The organism is Photobacterium obscurum (genome assembly GCF_026191635.1).
Classification (GTDB): Bacteria; Pseudomonadota; Gammaproteobacteria; order Enterobacterales; family Vibrionaceae; genus Photobacterium; species Photobacterium obscurum.
Genome location: NZ_JAKRRW010000008.1, coordinates 24263 through 40882, shown reverse-complemented (window position 1 = coordinate 40882; position 16620 = coordinate 24263). Strand labels below are relative to the sequence as shown.

15 protein-coding genes are annotated in these 16620 nt (G+C 51.9%); 6 read left to right on the top strand and 9 right to left on the bottom strand.

The genetic code is table 11. The features are described 5' to 3' along the window. Positions 1-94: 94 nt before the first annotated feature. Entirely contained in the window at positions 95-433 is a 339-nt protein-coding gene (gene uspB / locus MD588_RS11895; RefSeq protein WP_265697496.1) for a universal stress protein UspB, read from the bottom strand. Between the two features lie 72 nt (positions 434-505). Beyond that, positions 506-1033: a non-heme ferritin gene (gene ftnA, locus MD588_RS11890; protein ID WP_265697494.1), complete on the bottom strand. Its 528-nt coding sequence runs from the start codon at positions 1031-1033 to the stop codon at positions 506-508. A gap of 295 nt (positions 1034-1328) precedes the next feature. Here ftnA and MD588_RS11885 point away from each other — a divergent pair, with 295 nt between their 5' ends. Then, the gene (locus tag MD588_RS11885; RefSeq protein WP_265697493.1) at positions 1329-1751 is read left to right on the top strand and encodes a universal stress protein; all 423 of its coding nucleotides are present in this window, start codon (positions 1329-1331) and stop codon (positions 1749-1751) included. 146 nt (positions 1752-1897) lie between these two features. Continuing rightward, positions 1898-2770, top strand: a complete 873-nt coding sequence (locus tag MD588_RS11880) for a carboxylate/amino acid/amine transporter (RefSeq protein WP_265697492.1) — start codon at positions 1898-1900, stop codon at positions 2768-2770. Positions 2771-2842: 72 nt separating this feature from the next. Here MD588_RS11880 and fre read toward each other — a convergent pair whose 3' ends face one another. From fre to trxA, 6 genes are all read right to left on the bottom strand, one after another. Then, positions 2843-3553, bottom strand: a complete 711-nt coding sequence (gene fre / locus MD588_RS11875; RefSeq protein WP_265697490.1) for an NAD(P)H-flavin reductase — start codon at positions 3551-3553, stop codon at positions 2843-2845. 9 nt (positions 3554-3562) lie between these two features. Beyond that, positions 3563-3844: a 2Fe-2S iron-sulfur cluster-binding protein gene (locus MD588_RS11870; RefSeq protein WP_265697489.1), complete on the bottom strand. Its 282-nt coding sequence runs from the start codon at positions 3842-3844 to the stop codon at positions 3563-3565. Between the two features lie 20 nt (positions 3845-3864). Continuing rightward, positions 3865-5745: a 4-hydroxy-3-polyprenylbenzoate decarboxylase gene (gene ubiD / locus MD588_RS11865; protein ID WP_265697488.1), complete on the bottom strand. Its 1881-nt coding sequence runs from the start codon at positions 5743-5745 to the stop codon at positions 3865-3867. Positions 5746-5906: 161 nt separating this feature from the next. Beyond that, complete coding sequence (locus tag MD588_RS11860; RefSeq protein ID WP_265697486.1) at positions 5907-6884, bottom strand: hypothetical protein; 978 nt, start codon at positions 6882-6884, stop codon at positions 5907-5909. Between the two features lie 247 nt (positions 6885-7131). Continuing rightward, a complete protein-coding gene (gene rho / locus MD588_RS11855; protein ID WP_265697485.1) occupies positions 7132-8397 on the bottom strand; it encodes a transcription termination factor Rho in 1266 nt (421 codons plus the stop codon). 198 nt (positions 8398-8595) lie between these two features. Beyond that, positions 8596-8922, bottom strand: coding sequence for a thioredoxin TrxA (trxA, locus tag MD588_RS11850; protein WP_265697483.1), 327 nt, complete (start codon positions 8920-8922; stop codon positions 8596-8598). Positions 8923-9035: 113 nt separating this feature from the next. On the opposite strand from trxA, the gene rhlB reads away from it, so the two are divergent. Together rhlB and gppA are read left to right on the top strand one after the other, a co-directional pair. Then, a complete protein-coding gene (gene rhlB, locus MD588_RS11845) occupies positions 9036-10349 on the top strand; it encodes an ATP-dependent RNA helicase RhlB (protein WP_265697482.1) in 1314 nt (437 codons plus the stop codon). An 8-nt stretch (positions 10350-10357) separates the two neighbouring features. Next, on the top strand, positions 10358-11848 hold the full coding sequence (gppA, locus tag MD588_RS11840) for a guanosine-5'-triphosphate,3'-diphosphate diphosphatase (protein WP_265697480.1): 1491 nt from the start codon (positions 10358-10360) through the stop codon (positions 11846-11848). A 63-nt stretch (positions 11849-11911) separates the two neighbouring features. Here the strand turns inward: gppA and prlC are convergent, their stop codons facing one another. Beyond that, the gene (prlC, locus tag MD588_RS11835) at positions 11912-13954 is read right to left on the bottom strand and encodes an oligopeptidase A (RefSeq protein ID WP_265697478.1); all 2043 of its coding nucleotides are present in this window, start codon (positions 13952-13954) and stop codon (positions 11912-11914) included. Positions 13955-14245: 291 nt separating this feature from the next. Between prlC and MD588_RS11830 the strand changes: the two genes are divergently transcribed. Beyond that, complete coding sequence (locus MD588_RS11830; RefSeq protein WP_265697477.1) at positions 14246-15085, top strand: 23S rRNA (adenine(2030)-N(6))-methyltransferase RlmJ; 840 nt, start codon at positions 14246-14248, stop codon at positions 15083-15085. 170 nt (positions 15086-15255) lie between these two features. Beyond that, on the top strand, positions 15256-16611 hold the full coding sequence (gorA, locus tag MD588_RS11825) for a glutathione-disulfide reductase (RefSeq protein WP_265697476.1): 1356 nt from the start codon (positions 15256-15258) through the stop codon (positions 16609-16611). Positions 16612-16620: the final 9 nt, after the last annotated feature.

Below are 16620 nucleotides of genomic sequence, written 5' to 3'. Positions count from 1 at the left end.
AATTCAGAGTGGGGCGATAAAATAATCATAACGCCTTGAATTAGCAACTAATAATTACCAGCAATACAATAATAGGCAGCTTGGGGCCTACTTGCTAGATACCCAAATATGCCACGACAAAAATAGCGATGAAAAATACCATCAGGTAGGTACTGGCCAACACAAACAGCTTGCGGACTTTGGCGCACTTTTCCATGAATACCGGATCATGATGGTTCTGGTATTGCTGGCTGCGGATATAATGAAACAGGCGAATTTGCTTGGTTACATTGCCTTGGGACGAGAAAAAGCCCCGGCCATCAACCTGTTGGTAGAGAAGTGGATCACATTCGCGCATTACCGCAAGCAACGTACGTAGCGTACTGACATAGCGAGAAATATTAACGACAGCGACCAAAAAGAGAGCGACTAAAAGTGCATCACCACTGATCATAACAACCCCCGAACAACTTAACTCAGATGCTGGCGGTGGTTTTGGGGCGCGACCTGCACGCCCTCATTCACATTAGCCAGCCACTGAATCCATTACAGATGTAGACTCAGCTTTTGCCATCGCGGCAAGATCTTTATCGATGAAGAACAGCGCTTTACCATCTTCACCTACTAGCTCAATCTTATCCAGAATACCTTTAAATAGTTTTTCTTCTTCGTGTTGCTCTGCAACATACCACTGCAAGAAGTTAAACGTTGAGTAGTCCTGAGTGGTGAACGCAACGTGAGCCAGTTTATTAATTTTGTCAGTAATCAACTGCTCGTGCTCGTAGGTTTCGCGGAATACATCACCCAGGGATGCAAACTCATGCTTCGGCGCTTCAATTGCCCCTAAGATTGGCATCGCACCAGTTTCACTTACATAAGTGAATAGACGCTGCATATGCTCCATTTCCTCAACGGCATGGGCACGCAAAAATTCCGCTGCACCTTCAAAGCCCTTGTCTTCACACCACGCGCTCATCTGCAGGTAAAGGTTTGAAGAAAAGAACTCCAAATTGATTTGCTCGTTAAGTTTTTCAACCATAGCCTGAGCTAACATCGCACTACTCCTATCTATTCTAGTTTATACCAATCTCACTGATTGGTATGAAATCACTGGCAGCCCCATTGTCACAATGCAAACGAAATAATGCAATTCAAAGGGACACTGGGTATAGATTCTCCATTACCCCAGTAGAAACTGCAACTTCTGCTAAAAAGTCTTCTGATTCAAATAATTCAACTTCTTCACCGCCCTGGCTAGCCTCACCGAGGCAGGATGCGATCTAGGCGATATTATTCCGTTATGCTCAGTGCTAGCATGAAAATAAATGCCACGGAAAGGAGTGCAAGGTATGGCTTACAAACACATTCTGGTTGCGATTGATCTCTCTGACGACAGCTATGTTTTGGTCAGCAAGGCTGCCCAACTGGCCAAGTCGCTCGAGGCCAAGCTATCCCTGATCCATATTGATGTTAACTACGCTGAACTCTATACCGGGCTGATTGATATTAACCTGTCCGAGGCACAGCACCGGATGGCGGACGATGCCCAGAAACAGTTGCAGTCTCTCGCCGCCAAGGCCAACTACCCGGTATCGCATACCCTGGTGGGCAGTGGCGATCTCAGTGACGAAATCTGCCATGCCATCAATGACATCGACGTCGAATTGGTGGTCTGCGGCCATCACCAGGATTTCTGGAGCAAAATTCTCTCTTCGGCCAAGCAGCTTATCAACCATACCCCGGTTGACCTGCTGATGGTGCCATTAAAGTAACTACCCATTGGCTCCCGGCTGTATGATTTGCGGTCACCCAAGGTGATCGCGCTTTGGCTATACCCACACAAATTGACCATATTTCATCCCTGCGCTATCGGTTACACTACCCCCATATTGTCAATGGAACCTAATTATTCATTCATATGGGATATTTATCTGCTATTACCCTATTGTGGGCCTTCTCCTTCAGCCTGATCGGGGTTTACCTGGCGGGTCAGGTCGATGCCTGGTTCTCGGTCTTGACCCGGGTTGCCCTTGCGGCACTGGTATTTCTGCCGTTTCTGCGCAAGCAACACCTGCACCCGAAACTGGCCGTCAAACTGATGGTGGTCGGTGCCTTCCAGCTCGGCTTGATGTATTGCTTCTACTACCAGTCGTTTCTTTACCTGAGCGTGCCGGAAGTGTTGCTGTTTACCATTTTCACTCCGATCTATGTCACCCTGATCTACGATCTGCTGCACCGGCAGTTCTCTGCCTGGTACCTGATCACCGCGGCGATTGCGGTATTGGGCGCCGCGGTCATCAAGTTTGAAGGGATCAACGAAAACTTCATTATCGGCTTTTTGATTGTCCAGGGAGCCAACCTGTGCTTTGCCATCGGCCAAGTCGGCTATAAGCGGATCATGGAGCAGGAGAAGGCCGAACTACCGCAGCACACAGTATTCGGACTGTTTTACCTCGGTGCTATTTGCGTAGCCCTACCGATGTTCCTGCTGTTCGGCAATATCGACAGGCTACCAACATCCAACACCCAATGGGGCATTCTGCTCTACCTCGGCACAATTGCCTCCGGCCTCGGCTATTTCATCTGGAACAAAGGCGCCACGCTGGTCAATGCCGGTGCGCTGGCAATCATGAACAATGCCCTGGTGCCAGCAGGCCTTATCGTCAATATCGTGATTTGGAACCGTGACGTCGACTACCCGCGCCTGATCATCGGCGGGGTTATCATCATGGCATCATTGTGGATCAACGAGACTTGGGTGAAGCGGAAGGTGGAGCTCGCTAGAGCCTAACTCCTGAAGCGGGCATCTAGGCTCGAGTTACGATAAAGAAAAGGCGAGATCGGTGATCTCGCCTTTTTTACATCAGATAAACGCAAACGCGTCGGCAAACATCCGTTCGCGCTCGGCACCTTTCTCGGCGGTGAACATCTCACGGGCAGCGCCGGCCATTTCAAAGCGGCCGCACAGGTAAATATCGTACGAAGACAGGCTGACAAAATCGTCGCTCACCGCCTCAAGTACATTGCCAGTTTTACCCTGCCAGCCTTCCGGCGCAGTTTCGACCACTGGCACATAAGTCAGGTTCGCATGCTGCTCAGCCAGTGCCTGCAGCTCGTCATGGGCATACAGCTGGCATGCATCACGACCACCCCAGTAGACGAAAATCGGCTGGCTCACACCACGGCTCAGACAGTTGTCCAAGATACTGCGTACATAAGAGAAACCCGTACCACCGGCAATCATCAACAGCGGCTTGTCGCTGGTTTCTCGTACCCAGGCTTCGCCATGCGGTGCTTCGATCTCAACCTGTTGGCCATCAGCCAGTGCCGCCTTCATGGTATCGACCACCTCGATGGCATACGGGTTATGCTCGGCCGCACCGATATGCAGCTCCAGCTCGCCTTCACGGCAAGGGCTGCTGGCAATCGAAAACGGACGCTTGTCTTTCTCACCCATAACGGCCAATAGGTACTGGCCTGCTTTAAAGTCCACACTTTGCTCTGGTTTTAACAAAATGCGGAATGTATTACAGGCTAACGGTTCTACTGACTTTACTTCACATTTAATGGACATTGTCTTCCTCTAATCTAACTGTAAAACCAGATCGCTGTGAGCGACGGCCTGACAGGTAAACATCCAGCCTTGCGCCTGCTCTTTCTCAGTAAGCATAGGCTCAAGTTGGTAGCTTATCTCGCCGGAAACTTTTTGGCACATACACATCGCACATGCCCCAACCTGACAGCGGTTGGGAAAAGCAACACCTGCATTGAGCGCTGCCTCAAGGACGGTTTCCTGCTCTCCAGCAGTAAAAACAACATCATGAGGCAACAGGTGTATCCGGTGCTTAGTTTCAGTTTCCGGCATAGTAACTTAATCTAAAACAGTTAATTTAAAATACCCAGCTCGTCCCAGATAGTATCCACCTTGGCAACGATTTCCGGATCTTTAGCTATCGGGGTGCCCCACTCGCGATCCGTCTCCCCCTGCCACTTGTTGGTCGCATCCAGCCCCATTTTCGAGCCAGGGGCCCCTGTAGATGGATCACCCTGGGTATTTCCGAGCAACAAGGTATCGCGGCTTGGATCCATACGCGTGGTGATCGCCCAAATGACATCGTTCCAATCGCGTACATTGACATCATCATCACAGACAATCACAAATTTGGCATCCGTAAACTGCTCCATGAACGACCAGACGCCATCCATCACTCGACGAGCATGGCCTGCGGCACCTTTTTTGATACTCACGATGGCCATTTTATTTGCGTCCGCTTCCGGCGGTAAATAAAAGTCGACAATTTCCGGAAATTGCTTGAGTAAGCTGCAGACACCCTCTTCAATATCGAACGGTGATTTGGCCTGACTCTGTTCACTCGCGGTATTCACCGTTTCAGCGTCCCACTTCACGGTAACATCCAGCCCCATTTTTGAGCCAAGGCCCACAACAGGCGACGCAAAATCGAGTGAATCAATTGGAGTGTGATCGATCAGTAACGTGTCACGCACCGGATCCATTCTGGTTGTCATTGCCTCAATAACACTGCTCCAGTCACGCGCGTTGACATCATCGTCACACACAATCACAAACTTGGTATACATGAACTGGCGCAGGAACGACCACACCCCCATCATCACCCGCTTGGCATGGCCCGGATACTGCTTCTTCATCGTCACCACCGCCATACGGTACGAACACCCTTCTGGCGGCAAGTAGAAGTCGACAATCTCCGGGAACTGCTTTTGCAGGATCGGAACGAACACTTCATTGAGGGCGACCCCTAACACCGCAGGCTCATCGGGCGGACGACCGGTATAAGTACTGTGATAGATAGGATCCTTGCGCATAGTGACATGGGTTATGGTAAACACGTGGTGGCGTTCGACCTCGTTGTAGTAGCCGGTATGGTCGCCATATGGCCCCTCATCGGCAAACTCGTTAGGGTCGATATAACCCTCCATCACAATTTCCGCACTGGCCGGCACATCCAAATCGTTGCTGAGGCTCTTCACCACTTCGGTTTTGCTACCACGCAGTAAACCGGCAAACGCATACTCGGACAGAGTATCCGGTACAGGCGTAACAGCGCCTAGGATAGTCGCCGGATCGGCACCAAACGCGACGGTAACCGGGAACGGTTCGCCGGGGTGAGTTTCCATCCAGTCACGCAAGTCCAACGCACCGCCGCGGTGGGCCAGCCAACGCATAATGATCTTGTTTTTGCCAATCTTTTGCTGGCGGTAAATCCCCAGGTTCTGACGCTTCTTATTCGGCCCTTTGGTGATGGTTAGCCCCCAGGTCAGCAGCGGCGCCACATCGCCCGGCCAGCAGCTCATCACCGGTATTTTATCCAGATCGACCTCGTCGCCTTCCCAGACGACCTGCTGGCACGGTGCCTTGCGCAAGCGCTTGGTTGGCATATTTAGCACCTGCTTGAATACCGGCAGCTTGTCGACAGCGTCACGAAAACCACGCGGCGGCTCAGGCTCTTTCAGATAGGCCAGTAATTTACCGACTTCTCGCAGCTCTTTGACGTCCTGCCGTCCCATTCCCATCGCTACTCGCTCGGGGGTACCAAACAGGTTAGCCAGTACCGGCATGCCATAACCCACCGGATTTTCAAACAGCAGGGCCGGACCACCGGCGCGCAGCGTACGGTCACAAATTTCTGTGATTTCCTGGTTCGGATCGATTGGCTGCTTGATTCGCTTTAACTGACCTTCTAGTTCCAGATAGTCAATAAAGTCTCGCAGATCCTTGAATTTCATAGGCTCTACCTGTTACCCACTATAAAGTGCCAAATCCCGGCCAGATAATGCATCGAGCCGGGATTTGCAATTAAATTGGCAACATTATAACGAGTTGTTAACTTAAGCACACTGGAAAATCAACGAGACAGAGCCACTAGGGGGTAATGTAACAGATGCCCCTAAGGTAATTGGGCCTGAGCCGCCTTGAAGTTGTTTTGCAATACTTGGCTTCGGCTGGCCGATGCCAGCTGCTCAAGCCAGTCTATATAGCCCTGCTGTGCCAATTCAGATGCCACCAGCTGGCCATCCTCGACCTCATCAAGCTTCTCGGCCAAGAAGGCTCGGGCATTGACAGGAAGTGGTTTAAGGGTGATCAGTGCCTTGTAGGCCTGGGGTTTCAACGAAGGGTTAATGGTCGCGGCCATTAATTGCTCGACGGCATCCGGGGCCGGTGCCTGGGCTGCCAACCGGTTTAGCTCCGCCAGGCTATATTGATCGGTACGACGGCGCCACAGCAAATGATACATCTGCGCGTCCCCCGAAGCGGCGGCCAGATGGGCGATAATGCCGTTGTCCGGCAACCACATCAGCTTGCTATCCGAGGTAAACTGGGTAATCAGTTGCTCTACCGCCTGATCCGAAAGCGCTGGCAGTTGCTGGAGAAAAATGTCCCGGCGGGTTGTCTGGGTACGCAAATCACCGGTCAGCCAGGTAGATAATACCAATGAGCCCGATTCAGCCTGAGCAACCATCTCCTGTGCCAGCAAAATGTGCTGCCACTCTATCACCAGCCCGCGAGCCTGCGCACCATAATGGAAGGCAGCTTTAGTGACCTGATAGCCGTCCCCCTGTTCGACAACAGTAAAAGAAGGTTTGCGCTCGGCCTGTGCCTGTAGCCAATCGGCCTTGGCCTGATCCAGCTCGCCGCTATCAACAGCATGCTGCACCAGCTGTAACCGCACCGCTTCCTGCTGCAGCAGTGACAACTGAGAGAGATTAAATTCCAGTGCGCGAAAGTCGCTCTTGTCATAGAGGGTGGTCAACGCCCTAACCCGGTTTTGTACCTGGGTGGACGCAGCGATCTGCTTGACCTCGAGATCGGAAACTTCAACGGCCATAGCAGGCTTCAGGCTGCTGACCAGAAGTATTAACAGCATGCACCATCCTTGTCGCATGTCACCTCCTTACGGTGAAGAGCTTATTTTATCCCCTGTACTGCAACCCACTCACCATCCTGGTTCATGCTCAGTTGTCAGTACAGCAATTACAGTAGCCTAGTATAGTGATCTGCATCTAGTCAGGCATGTAATCGAATACTGTTTGATAGGATTATGCAGGATCTCTGCCCAATAAAAAACGCCACACTAGGTGGCGTTTCAGAAAACTGTGAGTCAGACAGCTAAATTATGACTTCTGACGGCGCATTGCGTCAAAGAACTCATCATTGGTCTTAGTCATCGACAGCTTATCGATCAGGAATTCCATGCTATCAGTTTCACTCATCGGGTGAACAATCTTACGCAGGATCCACATCTTCTGTAGCTCATCTGCTTTCGCCAATAGCTCTTCACGGCGGGTACCAGAACGGTTGAAGTCAATCGCAGGGAAAACACGTTTCTCGGCAATCTTACGAGATAGGTGCAGTTCCATGTTACCTGTACCCTTGAACTCTTCGTAGATCACTTCATCCATCTTCGAGCCGGTATCTACCAGTGCCGTAGCAATGATAGTCAGGCTGCCGCCTTCCTCGACATTACGAGCCGCACCGAAGAAGCGCTTAGGACGGTGCAGGGCGTTGGCATCCACACCACCAGTCAGTACCTTGCCCGATGAAGGTACTACGGTGTTGTAGGCACGTGCCAGACGGGTAATAGAATCCAGCAGGATCACCACGTCTTTCTTGTGTTCAACCAGGCGTTTTGCCTTCTCGATAACCATCTCAGCTACCTGTACGTGGCGTGATGCTGGCTCATCGAACGTCGATGCTACGACTTCACCTTTAACCAGACGCTGCATCTCGGTAACTTCTTCCGGACGTTCGTCGATCAGCAATACCATCAACTCACATTCAGGGTGGTTGTAGGCAATGCTCTGGGCAATGTTCTGCAGCAACATGGTTTTACCCGCTTTCGGCGGTGCCACGATCAGGCCACGCTGGCCTTTACCAATCGGCGATGCCAGATCCAGAACACGGGCCGTAATATCTTCTGTCGAGCCGTTACCACGCTCCATACGCATGCGATCGTTCGCGTGCAGTGGCGTCAGGTTTTCAAACAGGATTTTGTTACGGGCGTTGTCAGGCTTGTCGTGGTTAACTTCATTTACTTTCAATAGAGCAAAATAGCGCTCGCCATCTTTCGGAGGACGGATCTTCCCGGCAATGGTATCACCAGTACGAAGATTGAAACGGCGGATTTGGCTAGGAGAAACGTAGATGTCGTCAGGGCCGGCAAGGTAAGAGCTGTCTGCAGAGCGAAGGAAGCCGAAGCCATCTTGAAGAATCTCTAGAACACCATCGCCAAAAATGTCCTCACCACTTTTTGCATGCTGTTTGAGAATAGAGAAGATGATGTCTTGTTTTCTCAAACGCGCTAGGTTTTCTAATCCTAAGCTTTCGCCAAGCGCAACCAACTTCGGAATAGGTTGGTTTTTCAGTTCTGTAAGATTCATAGTGGTGGGTTTCTTGTCAGTCAAAATCGGGGTTCTATGTTAGTTGAGATAGAGTTGACCAATGGGGCTGGTCAAGGAATGAACAAATGAACAATTAACGTGCAATAAGTTAGCACTAAAGATGCCATCCGTCTAGCATAGTCGGAAGTCAAACCATGCACAACTGAGAAATTGCGCACGGTTCGGGTAAGAGATCGCTTATAGGTTCGCGTCCAGGAACTCTTTAAGCTGGCTCTTTGATAGCGCACCTACTTTTGTAGCTGCTACACCACCGTCTTTAAACAGCAGCAGTGTTGGAATACCACGGATACCGAACTTCGGCGGCGTTGCTGAGTTCTGATCGATATTTAGTTTACCGATAGTCAGCTTGCCTTCGTACTCATCCGCGATTTCGTCAAGAATTGGGGCAATCATTTTACAAGGACCACACCATTCAGCCCAAAAATCGACTAGTACAGGGCCCGCAGCATTAATCACATCGCTCTCAAAACTAGCGTCTGTCAGCTGCACAATCTTGTCGCTCATCTTCCACTCCAATGGTTGATTTTCTTAGCTGATTTTATTTTAACCAGCAAATCGATGCCCTATTTGAATGGAATCCGTTTCGTATTGCAACCCTAAGCTGATATTCTATACGAATGAAGACGACTCATATCACAGAGCAAAAATTTGCCGACCTGGGTTTGCACCCTACGGTTTTACAAGGACTGGAAGCGAAAGGTTTCCACAATTGTACACCGATCCAGGCCCTGGCATTGCCGGTACTGCTCACCGGCCGAGACATTGCTGGTCAGGCTCAAACAGGTACAGGGAAAACCCTGGCCTTCCTGACTGCGACTTTTAACTATTTGCTACTCAACCCAGCCTCGGAAGAGCGCAAAGCTAACCACCCTCGTGCCATCATTATGGCACCTACACGCGAACTGGCAATTCAGATTTACAATGATGCCAAGCCGCTGATTGAAAGCACGGGCCTGAAAGCCGGCCTTGCCTACGGTGGCGAAGCGTACGAGAAACAGCAAAAGACACTGGAAGAAGGTGTTGATATCCTGATCGGTACCTGCGGCCGTATTATCGATTTCTACAAGCAGCGTGTTATCGATCTACGTTCCATCCAGGCTGTCGTTCTCGATGAAGCAGACCGAATGTTCGATCTTGGCTTTATCAAAGATATCCGCTTCTTGTTCCGCCGTATGCCGGCACCTAAGGCGCGCCTGAACATGCTGTTCTCAGCCACGCTATCATACCGCGTGAAAGAGCTGGCGTTCGAGCACATGAACAACCCTGAAAGCGTGATTGTTGAACCGGAGCAGAAAACCGGCCACCGCATCCAGGAAGAGCTGTTCTACCCATCAAACCAGGACAAAATGCGCCTGCTGCAGACCCTTATTGAAGAAGAGTGGCCTGATCGCGCAATTATTTTCGCCAATACCAAACACCGCTGCGAAGATATCTGGGCTCACCTGGCTGCCGACCAGCACCGTGTAGGCCTGCTAACCGGTGATGTACCACAGAAAAAACGCGTTCGCATTCTTGAGCAATTTACTCAGGGTGAAGTCGATATTCTGGTCGCAACTGACGTGGCAGCCCGAGGCCTGCACATTCCTCAGGTAACGCATGTATTTAACTACGACCTACCTGATGATGCAGAAGACTACGTTCACCGTATTGGCCGTACTGGTCGTGCAGGTGCAAGCGGTCACTCAATCAGCTTTGCCTGTGAGCAATACGCAATCAACCTGCCAGCGATCGAAACGTATATCGAACATGCGATCCCGCTCTCTAAATACGACGGAGAAGCGCTATTAGACGATCTGCCTGCACCGGTAAGCATCCCACGCTCACCACGCCAGGGTGGCAACCGTCGCAACAGTTCATCACGTCAGGGGCAAGGCCAGGGACAGTCGCGTCAACGTAACCGTCGCCGCCCACAGCACCAAAAACAACAGTAAGATATGCTATGGAAAGAACAGTATCACCTTTGTACGCCGCGATTGATTTAGGTTCAAACAGCTTTCACATGTGGATTGTGCGGGAAGTTGCCGGCAGTGTGCAGACACTGGCGAAAATCAAGCGAAAAGTCCGCCTCGCTGCTGGCCTCAACAGCCAAAACGAGCTGAGTGAAGAAGCCATGGCACGCGGTTGGGACTGCCTGAGCCTGTTTGCAGAAAGGCTGCAAGACATCCCCGCAGACAAGATCCGCATAGTCGGAACCGCAGCCCTGCGTACAGCAGTTAATGCCGATACTTTTCTTTCTAAAGCCAAAGATATTCTTGGCCATGACGTCGAGATTATTCCCGGCGAAGAAGAAGCCCGGATCATTTATCAGGGTGTAGCCCACACTTCAGGCGGATGTGGCAAACGGCTAGTGGTCGATATCGGTGGCGCCAGTACCGAAGTGATTATCGGTGAAGGTTTCGATGCCAGTGCCCTGACCAGCCTGAAGATCGGCTGTGTCACCTGGCTCGAGCGTTACTTTAAAGATCGCTACCTGACCGCAGACAACTTTGATGCAGCAATCAATGCAGCAAAAGAAGCAATAGAGCCTATTGTCGCCCCCTACAATAAACTGGGGTGGGATACCTGCGTGGGTGCCAGCGGAACCGTTCAGGCGCTGCAGGAAATTATGCTGGCACAGGGTATGGATGAGATTATTACCCTGCAGAAACTCAAGCGAATGCAGCACCAGGCCATGCAGTATGAACGCCTGGAAGACCTTGATATTGAAGGGCTTACACTTGAGCGTGCACTGGTATTCCCGAGCGGATTGTCGATTTTGATTGCGATTTTTGAATCTCTGAATATCCAGTCGATGACCTTGGCCGGCGGTGCCCTGCGTGAAGGTATGGTGTACGAGATGATGAGCCAGATGCGCCATCATGATGTGCGTGAGCGTACCCTGATGAGCCTTCAGGCCCGCTACCAGATCGATGCCGAGCATGCGAATGCGGTTACCCAGACAGCGATGTCGCTATTAACCAGCTGCGAGCAGGAGTGGCAATTAGAGCCACAGGCACAGTACCTGCTCCATGCAAGTGCAACCTTGCATGAAATAGGCACCAGCATCGAGTTCAAGAAAAGTGGTGAGCACGCCGCCTACCTGATCAACAACAGTGATCTGCCTGGCTTTACCCGTGCCCAAAAACACCTGATCGCCGAGCTGCTGCGCCGCTTCCGCGAACAGCTAACCAGCTTGCCCGAGCAACACGCCCTGTCGGCCCAAAGTGCCGCCCGTATTTTGCGGCTGCTGCGCCTGGCCGTGATCCTATGCCACCGCCGAGACCACCACCACCAGCCGCCGTTTACGCTGGCGGTGATGGACAATACGCTGACACTGGCATTACCTCGCACCTGGCTTGCTGCCAACCCGCTGACCAACGCGGAGCTTCAGCAGGAAGCCATCCGCCAAACGGATATGGGCTGGCCACTGGTCATTGAAGAGAGCGAGTAACACCGCTCTTGGCAAAACCCGTTCGATCAAAAAAGGCTCCTCCGGGAGCCTTTTTTATTCTTTCTAGCCGGTGATGCCGGAATGACGGAGCAGCGCGTCGATCTGCGGCTCGCGACCACGGAATCGCTTAAACAACGCCATCGGCTCCTCGCTGCCACCTCGCTCCAAAATACAGTCTAGGAAGTCGGCACCGGTTTCGGTGTTGAAGATCCCTTCCTCCTCGAAGCGCGAGAAAGCATCCGCTGACAGTACTTCCGCCCACAGGTAGCTGTAGTAACCGGCACTGTAGCCACCGGCAAAGATATGGCTGAAGCTGTGCGGGAAGCGCCCCCATTCCGGGCTTTGCACCACGGATACCCGGGACTTGATATCGCGGAGAGTTTCGAGCACCTGTGCCCCGATTTCCGGATCGTAGTTGCTGTACAGGGTAAAATCGAACAGGCCGAATTCTAGCTGGCGCAGGATCCCCATCGCCGACTGGAAGTTCTTCGCCTCCAGCATTTTCTCCAACATCTCTTTTGGCAAAGGCTCTCCGCTCTCATAGTGACCAGAGATAAAGGCCAGTGCTTCTTCTTCCCAGCACCAGTTTTCCAAAAACTGACTTGGCAACTCTACTGCATCCCATGGTACACCATTGATACCAGAAACCGCCGCGGCATCGACCTGAGTCAGCATGTGGTGAATACCGTGACCGGTCTCGTGGAACAAGGTCACCACTTCATCATGGGTAAACAGGGCCGGTTTGTCACCAACAGGCTTGTTGAAATTGCAGGTCAGATAGGCGACCGGTTGTTGCAGGCTGCCATCTGTACGCACACGACGTACCATGCACTCGTCCATCCAGGCGCCACCACGCTTGTGTTCACGGGCGTACAGATCTAGATAGAAGCTGCCACGTAGCTTACCTGAGGCATCAAAGATATCGTAGAAGGTGACGGTTTCATCCCAAACGTCTACCCCTTCACGTGGCTTCACGTCCATGCCGAATACACGCTTCAGCACTTCAAACAGTCCGGCAACTACTTTGTGCTCCGGGAAATACGGACGCAGCTGCTCGTCAGAAATACTGTAACGGTGCTGTTTCAGCTTCTCGGCATAAAACGCCAAGTCCCAAGGCTCTAGGTCTGTGGCACCGAACTCTGATTGGGCATAGTCACGTAACTCAGCCACTTCTCGCTCGCCCTGAGGCTTGGCACGGGCAGCCAGATCATTCAAAAAGCCCAACACCTGATCCGGGGTTTCCGCCATCTTGGTCGCCAGTGACTTTTCGCTATAGGAGTTAAAGCCCAACAGACGGCCCAGCTCATGGGTCAGCCTCAACTTCTCTGCAATAAGGTCAGTATTATCCCACTTGCCGGCATTCGGGCCACGGTCCGATGCTCGGGTCACGAAGGCTTCATACATTTCCGCGCGCAGTTCGCGGTTTTCACAATACGTCATCACCGGTAGGTAAGACGGAATTTCAAGCGTAAACAGGTAGCCATCTTGCTCTTTGGCTTCTGCTGCCGCTTTAGCCGCTTGCAGAGCCGAATCCGGCAAGCCGCCAAGTTCGGCTTCATCGGTGATCAGCTTGCTCCACCCCATCGTGGCATCAAGCACATTGTTGCTAAAGGTCGAAGACAGTTCCGATAAACGCTTACTGATCTCACCATAGCGGTGCTGCTCTGCGGCTGGCAGGCCAATGCCCGACAGTTCAAATTCTTTTAGCGCATCAGTGATGGATTTTTGCTGTGCCTGGGTCAGCTGAGCGAAGCTGTCATCGGATTTTATCGCTTTATAGGCTTCATACAGGCCTTTATGCTGCCCAACCCAGGTGCCATAATCCGACAATAACGGCAGGCAGCTTTCATACGCTTCACGCAGTTCATTGCTGTTTTTGACGGCATTCAGGTGGCCCACCGGTGACCAGATACGGCTCAGGCGGTCATCGGTTTCTGCCAGCGGAGCACAAATCGTTTCCCAACTCGGCCCTGCCTCGTTGGCCAGCACGGCTTCCACCTCGGCACGGCAGTCGGCAATGGCTTGCTCCACTGCAGGTTTAACGTGCTCAGGCTTGATCTGGGAAAACGGAGGCAGTTCCGTCATGGTTAATAATGGGTTCGACATGCGCTAATCCTTATACTGTGATACCAAACGTTGGTTTGGTACTCTCCTTTATTAATGCGTCTTCGGGCTTATAAATTCAATCCCTTAATCAATACTTATTGTTCTCCCACCTGTTTATTTTAACCTAGATTTAACACTTGGCATCGGGTCACAGAATTTTGATCCGTTCAACCTCTCTTGTGTGGTAAAGTACCCACCAGATAAACGCTTCAGGGCTTGGTGGATCATCGCCCGCATTCCGCCATAATAAGCCCCCTGTTCCCTGACTGACTTTCTGTAGAGATCCCATTCATGCTGAGCTATCGCCACAGTTTCCATGCCGGCAACCATGCCGATGTGGTTAAACATATTGTACAAAGCCTGATCCTTGATGCCCTGAAGCAAAAGGAGAAGCCATTTGTCTATCACGATACCCATTCAGGTGTCGGCCGCTACGATCTACAAGACGAGCGCAGCGAGAAAACCGGCGAGTTCAAGCAGGGGATTGCCCGCCTTTGGTCGCGTGACGATATTCCCGCGGAAATCGCCTCCTATATCGATGCCATCAAGGCACTGAATAACAGTGACGAACTGCGCTACTACCCGGGATCACCGCGTGTCGCCCGTGCCCAGATCCGCGAACAGGACCGTATGGTTCTGACCGAGCTGCATCCGGCTGACTTCCCATTGCTACTGCAGGAGTTCCGTAGCGATCGCCAGGTTAAAATCTACAAAGAAGATGCTTTTTTGCGCCTAAAAGGCAGCCTGCCACCGAAAGAGCGTCGCGGCGTGGTGCTGATCGATCCGCCTTATGAGCTCAAACATGAGTACATGGATGTGGTCAACGCCATCGCAGAAAGCTACAAGCGCTGGGCAACCGGTACCTATGCCATCTGGTATCCGGTGGTATATCGCGAGAATATCGACAAGATGCTGAAAGGGCTTGAAAAGCTTGGCATCCGTAAAATCCTGCAAATCGAGTTGGGGGTGGAACCCGACACCAGCGAGCGTGGTATGACCGCATCAGGCATGATCGTCATCAACCCGCCTTGGAAACTGGAAAGCCAGATGAAGGCAATTCTGCCATGGCTGCAACAGGCGATTGCCCCGAACCACGGTCACCACACCGTCGAGTGGGTGGTACCGGAGTAATCCGTCGAGCCCACCACTGTCAAAGGCGGGAGATCCACCCGCCTTATTCTTTCCTGAAATCAGTTATTACTCTCCTACCCGACTTTCTCGATCCCCGCCTCTCGTAACTCCCAGCTTTCTTGATTACACTAGGGTCAGCTAATAAATCGTAGAATTAAGCGGAGAAAGTCATGGCAAAGCATTTTGATTACATTTGTATCGGCGGTGGTAGTGGCGGTATTGCTTCGGCAAACCGAGCTGCAATGTATGGCGCGAAAGTCGCTCTAATCGAAGCCAAAGCGCTGGGCGGTACCTGTGTAAACGTCGGTTGTGTACCGAAAAAGGTCATGTGGCACGGCGCGCAAATTGCTGAAGCCATGCACCTGTATGCCAAAGACTACGGTTTTGACGTAGATGTTAAAGGCTTCAACTGGAGCAAACTGGTCGAAAGCCGCGAAGCATATATCAGCCGTATTCACGCAGCCTACGATAACGTCCTGGGCAACAACAAGATTGAAGTGATCAACGGCTTTGCAAAATTCGTTGACGCCAAGACCGTCGAAGTCAACGGCGAGCACTACACTGCCGAGCACATCCTGATCGCCGTCGGCGGTGAGCCAACCATTCCAAACGTACCGGGTGCCGAGCACGGTATCGACTCCAATGGTTTCTTCGAACTTAACGAGCAACCGAAACGTACCGCGGTTATCGGTGCAGGCTACATTGCAGTTGAAATAGCAGGTGTACTAAGTGCTCTGGGAACCGACACCCACCTGTTCGTCCGTAAAGAGTCACCACTGCGCAGCTTCGATCCGATGATCATCGACACTCTGGTCGAGGTGATGAATACCGAAGGTCCAACCCTGCACACCCATTCAATACCGAAAGAAGTAGTTAAGGAAGCCGACGGCTCCGTGACGCTGCATTTCGAAAACGGTGAATCCCACAACACCGACGTGCTGATCTGGGCGATTGGCCGTAACCCGACTACAGACAAAATCAACCTGGCTGCCACCGGTGTGGCGACCAACGACCGTGGCTACATCAAGGTCGATGAATTCCAGCAAACCAACGTGGAAGGTATCTACTGTGTTGGCGATATCATGGAAGGCGGTATCGAGCTGACCCCTGTTGCGGTCAAGGCTGGTCGCCAATTGTCAGAGCGTCTGTTCAACGGCAAGACCAATGCCAAGATGGACTACAAACTGGTTCCGACCGTGGTATTCAGCCACCCGCCAATCGGTACTATCGGCCTGACCGAGCCAGAAGCCATTGCCGAGTATGGCGAAGAGAACGTCAAAGTGTACAAATCGGGCTTTACCGCCATGTACACCGCCGTAACCTCGCACCGCCAACCATGCAAGATGAAACTGGTTTGTGCCGGCCCGGACGAGAAGGTGATCGGCCTGCACGGTATCGGCTATACCGTTGATGAGATGATCCAAGGCTTCGGCGTTGCCATGAAGATGGGCGCGACCAAAGCTGATTTCGACAGTGTTGTAGCAATCCACCCTACCGGTTCGGAAGAGTTCGTTACTATGCGTTGATATCGCAGG

What these genes read in the sequence shown, in the direction of transcription:
- uspB (WP_265697496.1), bottom strand. Translation starts at nt 433, where the DNA reads ATGATCAGTGGTGATGCACTTTTAGTCGCTCTCTTTTTGGTCGCTGTC.
- ftnA (WP_265697494.1), bottom strand. Translation starts at nt 1,033, where the DNA reads ATGTTAGCTCAGGCTATGGTTGAAAAACTTAACGAGCAAATCAATTTG.
- MD588_RS11885 (WP_265697493.1), top strand. Translation starts at nt 1,329, where the DNA reads ATGGCTTACAAACACATTCTGGTTGCGATTGATCTCTCTGACGACAGC.
- MD588_RS11880 (WP_265697492.1), top strand. Translation starts at nt 1,898, where the DNA reads ATGGGATATTTATCTGCTATTACCCTATTGTGGGCCTTCTCCTTCAGC.
- fre (WP_265697490.1), bottom strand. Translation starts at nt 3,553, where the DNA reads ATGTCCATTAAATGTGAAGTAAAGTCAGTAGAACCGTTAGCCTGTAAT.
- MD588_RS11870 (WP_265697489.1), bottom strand. Translation starts at nt 3,844, where the DNA reads ATGCCGGAAACTGAAACTAAGCACCGGATACACCTGTTGCCTCATGAT.
- ubiD (WP_265697488.1), bottom strand. Translation starts at nt 5,745, where the DNA reads ATGAAATTCAAGGATCTGCGAGACTTTATTGACTATCTGGAACTAGAA.
- MD588_RS11860 (WP_265697486.1), bottom strand. Translation starts at nt 6,884, where the DNA reads ATGCTGTTAATACTTCTGGTCAGCAGCCTGAAGCCTGCTATGGCCGTT.
- rho (WP_265697485.1), bottom strand. Translation starts at nt 8,397, where the DNA reads ATGAATCTTACAGAACTGAAAAACCAACCTATTCCGAAGTTGGTTGCG.
- trxA (WP_265697483.1), bottom strand. Translation starts at nt 8,922, where the DNA reads ATGAGCGACAAGATTGTGCAGCTGACAGACGCTAGTTTTGAGAGCGAT.
- rhlB (WP_265697482.1), top strand. Translation starts at nt 9,036, where the DNA reads ATGAAGACGACTCATATCACAGAGCAAAAATTTGCCGACCTGGGTTTG.
- gppA (WP_265697480.1), top strand. Translation starts at nt 10,358, where the DNA reads ATGGAAAGAACAGTATCACCTTTGTACGCCGCGATTGATTTAGGTTCA.
- prlC (WP_265697478.1), bottom strand. Translation starts at nt 13,954, where the DNA reads ATGTCGAACCCATTATTAACCATGACGGAACTGCCTCCGTTTTCCCAG.
- MD588_RS11830 (WP_265697477.1), top strand. Translation starts at nt 14,246, where the DNA reads ATGCTGAGCTATCGCCACAGTTTCCATGCCGGCAACCATGCCGATGTG.
- gorA (WP_265697476.1), top strand. Translation starts at nt 15,256, where the DNA reads ATGGCAAAGCATTTTGATTACATTTGTATCGGCGGTGGTAGTGGCGGT.